The 12,616-nt window shown below is 37.4% G+C and carries 1 protein-coding gene and 1 pseudogene; both read left to right on the forward strand.

Going from position 1 to position 12,616, the window contains the following annotated elements; all coding sequences use genetic code 11:
• Positions 1-322 precede the first annotated feature (322 nt).
• Positions 323-10,798: a putative Ig domain-containing protein gene (locus tag J3R86_RS00535; RefSeq protein ID WP_207517604.1), complete on the forward strand. Its 10,476-nt coding sequence runs from the start codon at positions 323-325 to the stop codon at positions 10,796-10,798.
• A gap of 183 nt (positions 10,799-10,981) precedes the next feature.
• A pseudogene (locus J3R86_RS00540) lies at positions 10,982-12,217 on the forward strand (MFS transporter).
• The last annotated feature ends 399 nt before the right edge of the window (positions 12,218-12,616 follow it).

Raw genomic sequence — 12,616 nt, forward strand, 5'->3', positions numbered from 1 at the left:
TTAGTGAATGGATGGCAAGGTTAGAGAAATGTATCGAATGTGCAATTTTAAATTAAATTGATAATACACATGAATTTTTAAAAGTATTCTTTAATTGGAATTAGAGACAAAACATATTGATAATTAAAATATTTGATAAAATCACCAATTAAAATTTTAAAAATAGATAAATAATTGCAATTAAGACAAATAAATTCAAAACTTATAACAATTTTAAATTCTGAAATATATGGTTTTGCTATATTTGTAAAAGTATAATTAATTATGTATTATATGTATATACAATTTTAAAATTTTGCAAAATATATGGGGTGATTCATGAATGAAGAATAAACAAGGATTTTTACCGAATAGATTAAATAAATACGCGATAAGAAAATTTACTGTAGGTACTGCATCATTATTAATAGGTGCTACATTAGTATTTGGCGTTGAAAACGTAGCCAAAGCAGATGAATTAGATAACAGTTCTGCTCAAAATAAGGATAGTAACAAAGATAAGAGCGAGCCAGTAGATATAACTGAGCTAACTGATAGTTCAATTACAAATAACAATGATAAAGCAACAACAACTTCAACAGAAGCTACTACAACTGTAGAATCAAACTCAGCAAGTACTTCAAATGAAATGACTACGACAAATACTGATGATAAAGAAAGTACCGGATCAGCTGAACAAGATACAACTTCTTCGGATAAAACTTCCAAACAACAATCCTCAAGTATAAATCAAGGCACAATTGATAACACAACAGATAATAATACCACTCAAGATACAACACCAACTCACAAGACAACACAAAATGATAAAGATTCAGCAACGAATAAGACTACAACAACGAATGATAAACAAGCATCCCAAGATACAACTAAAGTAAATGCGCAACATAAAGCTTCAAAAGCGAAAGATAAGGAAACTACTGAAGTTGATGAAAACGCTAACAAATCAGATGTGACTGCAGATAAAAATGCTTCAACCAAAGATAAAAAAGTAGTTAAGTCTAAGCAAAATAGCAATACAGCTAAAGCTAAATCTGATAAAAAAGTAGCACAAACTACAAAAACTAAGGTGGATAATAAAGCTACTAAACAACAAAGTAATAAAACTACTAAAAAAGTTGCATCAAAACATGATACAACATTAACAAACAATACAGAACTAGCTAAAAAATTAGCGAAATCTAAAGATAAAGCAACAGCTGTCAATGCATTTTTAAAAGAGCATGTTTCTGAATCAGAAGCCAAAGACATTTTAAACAATACAGATGTTGATTTTAATAAAGCCTCTGATGAAGAAATTAACCAAGCAGTATTACAAGCAGCGTTAATTGAATTAGCAAATAAACAACAAAGTACGGAGACATTAGCTACAGCACCAAGAGTAAGAACGTTTATGCGAGCTATGACAATGCCAGTAATGTATGCTGCAGCAGAAGATAGCTCAGAAGATAGCTCAGAAAATGTTCAAAAATCATTAGGCTATTCAGATAACTATACCTTTGCTTCACTTGTTTTTGCACCGGGAACTTTAGATAGTGATGCAGCAAAAGCTAAGAACTATATTCCATTTGACATACATGCTTATATGTCAGGTTCAAATTCTGGCCAAAGATATAAAATTGATTTGAAGTTAGATGAGAAAATAGCTAAGCATGTGACGAAAATTACTGTCAATCCACCAGCACGCAGTACGCCAGTTGAATTTGTAAGATTAACAGATGATAGTGGCAATCCATCTAATATTTGGGAAGTTAACTACATTCGTGCGAGTGGTGGTTTATTTGGTGGCGCTGAAATTTTAAAAACATATTCAGCAACGAATGGTCGTATTGAATTAGATGATACAGTAGGTAATATTTTAAATGAAGCTGGTAATTTATCTAACAATAAATTGAATTATCAAGTATATGTTAGAGATTCAAATAATAATACTATTATCCGTACATCAGAAAGTGGTGGCTATTTCCTTACAACTACAGACAGTGACTTAGCAGCTTTAAATAATAATAAATCAACAGCAAATTCAGATGCATTCAGAGCGAGTAGTGGTACCGCTGTACTAGATACTACAGTTGGGACAAATGGTGCTATTATTGTTGACCAACAAATTGTTAAAAGTGGTACATTTGGCTATGGTGGTGGACAAAATAAACAATGGAGTTACAATTATCAAATTGATAAAGATTTAATTCCATTTATTGAAAGCGTTGAATTAGATAGATATGACTATAATGGTTTATCTGGATTTGATAAAACGTATAACGCATCTAATAAAGTTGCTGATTTAAAAATTGATGCTAACGGTAAAGGCACGATTACAGCAAGCGACTTAAATAATTTAATCGAATTTAATAACGGTTTACCTGAACCAATCGGTATTCGAGTTGTTATTAAATTAAATCAAAGCGCTAACAATATTTTAACTAAAGATGCACAATATGATAGTAATGGTAATTTAATCACTTCAACTACTGACCGTCTTGAAGATTTTACATTTGCAGGCTATTTAACTGATAACGCAGGTAAATTAATTAATAATACATTAGGAACAACGTCATTAGGATTACAAGATTATGACCAAGATGGTTTGTTAGATAGTTATGAAAGAGAAGTATCATTAACTGATCCTAACAATAAGGATACAGATAGCGATGGTAAAAATGATGGAGACGAAGTTAAAAAATATTTAACGTCACCATTAGTAGGTACGCCACAAGTTGCTGATATCACGATTAATGATACTAAAGTAAGTGGTTCAGTACCATTGCAACCGAATGCTGGTAGTCAAACAGCTAAAGTGATTAATCCAGCAGGTCAAGTGATAGGTACATCTGCTGTTAATAGTGATGGTACATTTACAGTGACTATTCCTAAATCAGCAGCAGGTCAATATACTATAGCGATTGATGATGCTAACTATCAAAATGATGAAACGAGCACATTTAATATCATCGATAATACTATTGTTCCTGCACCAATAATCGACCCAGTCGATGATAATGACACAACCATTGGTGTACGTGGTACAGCGGGATCAACAATTACAGTTAAAGATAGTAATAATAATGTTATAGGTACAGTGACGCTAGGTGCTAATAGTACTACTGGAACATTGACATTAACTAAGCCATTAACAGCAGGTACGCAATTAACATCAACTGCTACTAAAAATGGTAAAACAAGTGCTGTTTCACCAACAGTAACAGTTACTGACGCAACGGCCCCTGATGCACCTGTAATTAACAGAGTAACAAGTGAAGATACAACAGTTAAAGGTACTGCTGAGCCAAATTCAACAGTGGCTGTGACATTCCCAGATGGCACGACACAAGTGACTGCTGCTGACAGTTCAGGTAACTATACAGTTAATATTCCAAGTTCACTTGATTTAACTGGTGGTGAAGTGATTAAAGCTACGGCAACAGATGCAGCTGGCAATAAATCTGTAGAATCTAATACAACAGTTGTTGACACCACTGCTCCAAGCCAACCGACAGTGAATAGAGTGACGAGTGAAGATACAACAATTACGGGTAAAGCTGAACCAAATTCAACAGTAACAGTGACATTCCCAAATGGCACAACGGTTCAAGCTATTACAACAACTGATGGCAGTTATAGAGTGGCTGTGCCAACTAATATTGATTTAAAAGGCGGAGAAAATCTTACTGTAACAGCGACAGATAAAGCAGGTAACACTTCTACAAGTGCGAATACAACAGTTGTAGATGTAACACCACCAGCAGAACCAACAATCAATACTGTAACAAGTGAAGATAAGACGATTACCGGAAAAGCCGAACCTAACTCAACTGTGACAATAACATTCCCAGACGGTACTACTGCGACTGGTACTACTGATCAGAACGGAAACTATACAGTAAGCATCCCTAATACAATAGATTTAAAAGGTGATGAAGAGTTAAGTGCTATAGCAACAGATGCGGCAGGTAATAAATCTGTTGATGCTGGTACGACAGTATTAGATAAAACAGCACCAGATGCTCCGACTGTAAACCCAGTGACGAGTGAAGATACAACGATTACTGGTAAATCGGAACCATTTGCTACTATAACTGTGACGTTCCCAGATGGCACAACAGCGACAGGAACAGCAGATGAAGATGGAAACTATGTCGTAGATATCCCAATAAATGTTGATTTAAAAGGTGGGGAGACATTACCAGTAACATCAACAGATGAAGCAGGTAATGAATCATCTCCAGCAAATACAGTGGTGACAGATACGACAGCACCAACTGCACCAACGGTAAATCCGGTAACCAGTGAAGATAAGACAATTACCGGAAAAGCCGAGCCAAACTCAACAGTAATTGTGACGTTCCCAGATGGCACAACAGCGACAGGAACAACGGATGAAGATGGTAACTATGTCGTAGATATCCCAACAAATGTTGATTTAAAAGGTGGGGAGACATTACCAGTAACATCAACAGATGAAGCAGGCAATGAATCATCTCCAGCGAATACAGTGGTGACAGATACGACTGCACCAACAGCACCAACAGTGAACCCGGTGACAAGTGAAGATAAGACAATTACGGGTAAAGCAGAACCAAATTCAACAGTAACCGTGACGTTCCCAGATGGCACAACAGCAACGGGTACAGCAGATGAAGATGGCAATTATGTTATCGATATTCCAACAAATGTTGACTTAAAAGGTGGGGAAACATTACCAGTAACGTCAACAGATGAAGCAGGCAATGAATCATCTCCAGCGAATACAGTCGTGACAGATACGACAGCACCAACAGCACCAACGGTGAATCCGGTAACCAGTGAAGATAAGACAATTACGGGTAAAGCCGAACCAAATTCAACAGTAACCGTGACGTTCCCAGATGGCACAACAGCGACAGGAACAACGGATGAAGATGGTAACTATGTCGTAGATATTCCAACAAATGTTGACTTAAAAGGTGGCGAGACATTACCAGTAACATCAACAGATGAAGCAGGCAATGAATCACAACCAGCGAATACAGTGGTAACAGATACGACAGCACCAACAGCACCAACGGTAAATCCGGTAACCAGTGAAGATAAGACAATTACGGGTAAAGCCGAACCAAATTCAACAGTAACCGTGACGTTCCCAGATGGCACAACAGCAACGGGTACAGCAGATGAAGATGGCAATTATGTTATCGATATCCCAACAAATGTTGACTTAAAAGGTGGGGAAACATTACCAGTAACATCAACAGATGAAGCAGGTAATGTATCGGATCCAGCAAGCACAGTAGTTACAGATACAACAGCGCCGACTGTACCAACGGTGAATCCGGTGACAAGTGAAGATAAGACAATTACGGGTAAAGCTGAACCAAATTCAACAGTAACCGTGACGTTCCCAGATGGCACAACAGCAACGGGTACAGCAGATGAAGATGGCAATTATGTTATCGATATCCCAACAAATGTTGATTTAAAAGGTGGCGAGACATTACCAGTAACGTCAACAGATGAAGCAGGCAATGAATCATCTCCAGCGAATACAGTCGTGACAGATACGACTGCACCAATAGTTAAGGGAATCGATGATCAAACAAAAGAGGTTAACACACCAATAGATGAAATTAAAATCGAGGCAGATGATGGTGTTGGACATACTCTAACGAACAGTGTAAGTGGCTTACCAACAGGTGTAACGTTTGATGAAGCGACGAACACAATTAGTGGCAGTCCAACGACTGTAGGTACGTACCCAGTAACCGTGACAACAACAGATGCCGAAGGTAATTCAACAACGACGCAATTCACAATCACAGTGGTGGACACAACAGCACCAACAGTGAAAGCGATTGATGATCAAACGAAAGAAGTTAATACACCAATTGACTCAATAACAATTGATGGTCAAGACAATAGTGGTCAGCCTGTTAAAAACAGCGTCAGTGGTTTACCAGCAGGTGTAACGTTTGATGAAACAACGAACACAATCAGTGGCAGCCCAACAACAGTAGGCACATACCCAGTAACGGTAACGACAACAGATGCTGAAGGAAACACAACAACAACGAAATTCACAATTACAGTGGTAGATACGACAGCACCGACGGTGAAAGACATTGATGACCAAACGAAAGAGGTTAATACACCAATTGATAATATCGTTATTGATGGAAGCGACAATAGTGGTCAAGCAGTTAAAAATAGTGTCAGTGGTTTACCAGCAGGTGTAACATTTGATGAAAATACAAATACAATCAGTGGTAGCCCAACGACTGTGGGCACTTATCCAGTAACTGTGACAACAACAGATGCCGAAGGTAACACAACAACGACGAAATTCACGATTACCGTGGTAGATACAACAGCACCAACGGTGAAAGCTATTGATGATCAAACAAAAGAAGTGAACACACCAATCGATAACATCGTCATTGATGGTCAAGATAATAGTGGTCAACCAGTCAAAAATAGTGTGAGTGGTTTACCAGCAGGCGTAACGTTTAATCCTGAGACAAACACAATCAGTGGTAGCCCGACGACAGTAGGTACTTACCCAGTAACGGTGACAACAACAGACGCTGAAGGTAACTCAACAACAACACAATTCACGATTACCGTGGTAGATACGACAGCACCAACAGTGAAAGATATTGACGATCAAACGAAAGAGGTCAACACACCGATTGATTCAATAACAATTGATGGTCAAGACAATAGTGGTCAGCCTGTTAAAAACAGCGTCAGTGGTTTACCAGCAGGTGTAACATTTGATGAAAATACAAATACAATCAGTGGTAGCCCAACGACTGTAGGTACGTACCCAGTAACGGTAACGACAACAGACGCTGAAGGTAACTCAACAACAACGCAATTTACCATTACAGTGGTGGATACAACAGCACCAACAGTAAAAGACATCGATGATCAAACAAAAGAGGTTAATACACCGATTGATTCAATAACAATCGATAGCCAAGATAACAGTGGTCAACCAGTGACAAATAGCGTAAGTGGCTTGCCTAACGGTGTAACGTTTGATCCTGAGACAAACACAATTAGTGGCAGTCCAACAACAGTGGGTACGTATCCAGTAACCGTGACGACAACGGATAACGAAGGAAATACAACAACAACGCAATTCACGATTACAGTGGTAGATACAACGGCACCAACAGTAAAAGCGATTGATGATCAAACGAAAGAAGTGAACACACCAATCGATAACATCGTTATTGATAGTAGTGATAACAGTGGTCAGCCAGTTAAAAACAGTGTAAGTGGCTTACCGGCAGGAGTAACATTTAATCCTGAGACAAACACAATTAGTGGCAGCCCAACAACAGTGGGTACTTACCCAGTAACCGTGACGACAACAGACGCCGAAGGAAACTCAACAACAACGCAATTCACGATTACAGTGGTAGATACAACAGCACCGACGGTAAAAGATATTAACGATCAAACAAAAGAAGTGAACACACCGATTGATAACATCGTTATTGATGGTAGTGACAACAGTGGTCAAGCAGTCAAAAACAGTGTAAGTGGCTTACCGGAAGGTGTAACATTTAATCCTGAGACAAATACAATTAGTGGAAGTCCAACGACTGTAGGCACATACCCAGTAACCGTGACGACAACAGACGCTGAAGGAAATACGACAACGACGCAATTCACGATTACAGTGGTAGATACAACAGCACCGACGGTCAAAGCTATTGATGATCAAACAAAAGAGGTTAATACACCGATTGATTCAATAACAATCGATAGCCAAGATAACAGTAATCAACCAGTGACAAATAGTGTGAGTGGTTTACCAGCAGGCGTAACGTTTGATGAAAATACAAATACAATCAGTGGTAGCCCAACGACTGTAGGTACGTATCCAGTGACCGTAACGACAACAGACGCTGAAGGCAACACAACAACGACGCAATTCACGATTACAGTCGTGGATACAACAGCACCGACGGTGAAAGACATCGATGATCAAACAAAAGAAGTGAATACGCCAATCGATAACATCGTTATTGACGGTCAAGACAACAGTGGTCAACCAGTCAAAAATAGTGTAAGTGGCTTGCCTAACGGTGTAACGTTTGATCCAGATACAAATACAATCAGTGGAAGTCCAACGACTGTCGGTACTTACCCAGTGACAGTAACGACAACAGATGCCGAAGGAAACTCAACAACAACACAATTCACGATTACAGTAGTAGATACAACAGCACCAACGGTGAAAGATATTGATGATCAAACAAAAGAAGTGAACACACCAATTGACTCAATAACAATCGATGGTCAAGACAATAGTGGCCAACCGGTAACGAATAGTGTAAGTGGTTTACCAGCAGGTGTAACATTTGATGAAAATACAAATACAATCAGTGGTAGCCCAACGACTGTGGGCACTTATCCAGTAACTGTGACAACAACAGATGCCGAAGGAAATACAACAACGACGAAATTCACGATTACCGTGGTAGATACAACAGCACCAACGGTGAAAGACATTGATGACCAAACAAAAGAAGTGAACACACCAATTGATAACATCGTCATTGACGGTAGTGATAACAGTGGTCAACCAGTCAAAAATAGTGTGAGTGGTTTACCAGCAGGCGTAACGTTCGATGAAGCGACAAACACAATTAGTGGTAGTCCAACAACAGTAGGCACTTATCCAGTAACGGTAACGACAACAGATGCGGAAGGTAACACAACAACAACGCAATTCACGATTACTGTGGTAGATACAACAGCACCAACGGTCAAAGCTATTGATGACCAAACGAAAGAAGTTAATACATCAATCGATAACATCATTATTGATGGTAGTGACAATAGTGGTCAGCCTGTTAAAAACAGTGTGAGTGGTTTACCAACAGGCGTAACGTTTGATCCTGAGACAAACACAATCAGTGGCAGCCCAACGACTGTAGGAACTTACCCAGTAACCGTGACAACAACAGATGCCGAAGGAAATACGACAACGACGAAATTCACGATTACAGTAGTAGATACAACAGCACCAACGGTGAAAGATATTGATGATCAAACAAAAGAAGTGAATACGCCGATTGACAACATCGTCATTGATGGTCAAGACAATAGTGGCCAACCGGTAACGAATAGTGTGAGTGGTTTACCAGCAGGCGTAACGTTTGATCCTGAGACAAACACAATCAGTGGTAGTCCAACAACAGTAGGTACTTACCCAGTAACGGTGACAACAACAGACGCCGAAGGAAACTCAACAACAACGCAATTCACCATCACAGTGGTGGATACAACAGCACCAACGGTAAAAGCGATTGATGATCAAACGAAAGAGGTTAATACACCAATCGATAACATCGTTATTGATAGTAGTGATAACAGTGGTCAACCGGTCAAAAACAGTGTAAGTGGCTTACCAGCAGGTGTAACGTTTAATCCTGAGACAAACACAATTAGTGGAAGTCCAACGGCAGTAGGCAAATATCCAGTGACGGTAACGACAACAGATGCCGAAGGAAATACAACAACGACGAAATTCACGATTACAGTGGTGGATACAACAGCACCAACGGTAAAAGCGATTGATGATCAAACGAAAGAGGTTAATACACCAATCGATAACATCGTTATTGATAGTAGTGATAACAGTGGTCAACCGGTCAAAAACAGTGTAAGTGGCTTACCAGCAGGTGTAACGTTTAATCCTGAGACAAACACAATTAGTGGAAGTCCAACGACAGTAGGCAAATATCCAGTGACGGTAACGACAACAGATGCCGAAGGAAACTCAACAACGACACAATTCACGATTACAGTCGTGGATACGACAGCACCAACGGTGAAAGCTATTGATGATCAAACAAAAGAAGTGAACACACCGATTGACAACATTATTATTGATGGTCAAGACAACAGTGGTCAACCAGTAACAAATAGTGTAAGTGGCTTACCAGCAGGTGTAACGTTTGATCCTGAGACAAATACAATCAGTGGTAGCCCAACAACAGTAGGCACATACCCAGTAACCGTGACAACAATAGACGCTGAAGGAAATACAACAACGACGAAATTCACGATTACAGTGGTGGATACAACAGCACCAGATGCACCGACTATTAATCCGGTTCATAAAGGTGATACAACAATAACTGGTAAAGCTGAACCAAATTCAACAGTGACAATAACATTCCCAGATGGCACAACAGCGACTGGTACTACAGATGCTGATGGCAATTACACAATTGATGTTCCTTCTAACGTACATTTAAATGGAGGAGATCATATTGATGCAATTGCAACTGATAAGTCAGGTAACGATTCTCCAGCAGCTGATACAATAGTGATTGATGATAGTAAACCGGTTGATCCGGATCACCCAACAGATCCAACAGACCCAACGGATCCAGTGAAACCAACAGATCCTAGTCATCCAACCAAACCAAATCAACCGACTCAGCCATCACAACCAGGAACAGTTGTACCACCAAGTACGCCGAAAAATGATAAACCAAGTAATGACAATCACATCAACCCAGAACCATCACAACAACAGAACACAAGTGATAGTAATATAACTCCAACTCAGAATAACCATAAATATAGTAGACAAGAACGTATTTACAATGAGTCAGTGAAGACAGATCATAAAAAAGAAAACAGTAAAGCAAATAAACAACAAAGTGAATTACCTGAAACAGGAGATTCTGGAGTTAATAATGGAACTTTATTTGGTTCATTATTAGCAGGTTTAGGTGCATTGTTCTTATTCTTTAAACGTCGTAAAGAAGATGAAGAAGAAGAAGAGCAACAATAATAGTGATTGAAAAGAGAATATATTAAATAAAACAAGTTTTATTTAGACCAAAATGGTAACTTCTATTGACATAACATAGAAGTTACCATTTTTTACTAATTTATTTACTTTTTACATACTTATAATTATTATATAAATACAAATAGGGGTTGAGATAGTTTTTTATTAAAGGGGTTGGTTAATGTGAAGCAACTTAGTGTTACACTGAAAGTTCGTTTAATTAGTGATTTTTTTCAAACGATTATAGCTATAGCGTTTTTACCTTATATTGCTTTGTACCTAACTGATATGGTTAATCAAACTTTTTCGGGTATATTTTTAACTATTTTAATTGCTATAAACTTACCCATGTCATTAATATCAGGATACATAATGAATTTGAGTTCTAAAAAGAAGCTAGTCTTAATTTATCAATTTGTGTTATCTGTATCCTTAGTCATAATGTCACTTTGTTCAGGTAATGGTACATGACACATTATCATTTTTTGTATGGCATATGCCTTGTTTAGTATCGTGTGGGGTCTGCAATTTCCAACGATGGATGCTTTAATTATGGATGCAATAACACCAGACGTTGAACATTATATTTATAAAATTGAGTATTGGTTAAGTAATGTTGCTACAGCGATAGGTGCTTTAATCGGAGGGATAGCTTATGGTTATCATCGTGGACTGTTATTTTTAATCGCAGCGATTGTCTTTTTAGCAGTCTTTCTAGCATTGTTTCGCTGGTTACCTAATGAACAACAAACATATCGTAATGACAAGGAAGTTCAACCAAATCAATCATCTGCTTTTCAATTAAAAGATATATTTGCTACATATCATGTTGTCTTAAAAGATAGGTTATATATGTTATTAATTATAGGGTGTAGTATATTTATTATGGCTGAATTTTCAACATCATCATACATTGCGATACGCTTAAAACAAGAATTTACTACTGTAACATTAGGGGCAATTGATATTACTGGTATCAAAATGTATGCGCTAATTATGCTAACGAATACTGTTGTAGTGATTCTTATGACTTATACTGTTTCAAAAGTTGTTATGTCATTAAATTTAAAACAAATTTTTGCTATTGGTATCGCCTTTTATACTATTGGTTATGTTAGTATTACCTTTTTAAATCAATTTACGTTATTAATTATTTTTGTTGTAATAGCCACAATAGGAGAAATTATTTATTCGCCTATTGTTGAGGAACAACGGTTTAAAATGATTCCAGAAAAACAAAGAGGACCATATGTTGCAATGAGTACGTTAAGTATTAATTTAGCAGAGTTGTTAGCAAGATTAGGTATTCTTTTAGGTGTATTACTGACATCGATTCAAATGGGTGTTTATATGTTTATTATGCTCGGTATAGGTGGCATAATGATGTACCAAAGTATACGCTTGAAACTTAAAAATTAAACATCATTCATTTTGATAGTGGATTTAAAGTGCTTTCATTATTAATTTGGTAGGAATTAAAATAGCGAGTGATTTATTAAAATTATATTAATTTTTAGCAATTGTAATGGTTTTATACTAGTTATTTGTTAAAATGTAATTACTTTAAAAGTTTACTAATAAAAACCAGCAATAAATATGTAATTTAGGCATTTTGAATACTTACCTTTCATATTTATTAAAATAGTATATGAAGGTTTTTATTATAACTAAACTAAAGTTAAGTTATTTATTAAAAAGACGTGACTAATCATTTTATTAGACTACGTACTCTAAGAGCCTGGGATAAAGCCTTATCTATACTTAATATGATGTGAATGCCCGTAACTGTTTGGATTATTAAATATTGATGAATGAAAG

It is taken from the genome of Staphylococcus simiae, from assembly GCF_017357005.1.
Taxonomy (GTDB): domain Bacteria; phylum Bacillota; class Bacilli; order Staphylococcales; family Staphylococcaceae; genus Staphylococcus; species Staphylococcus simiae_A.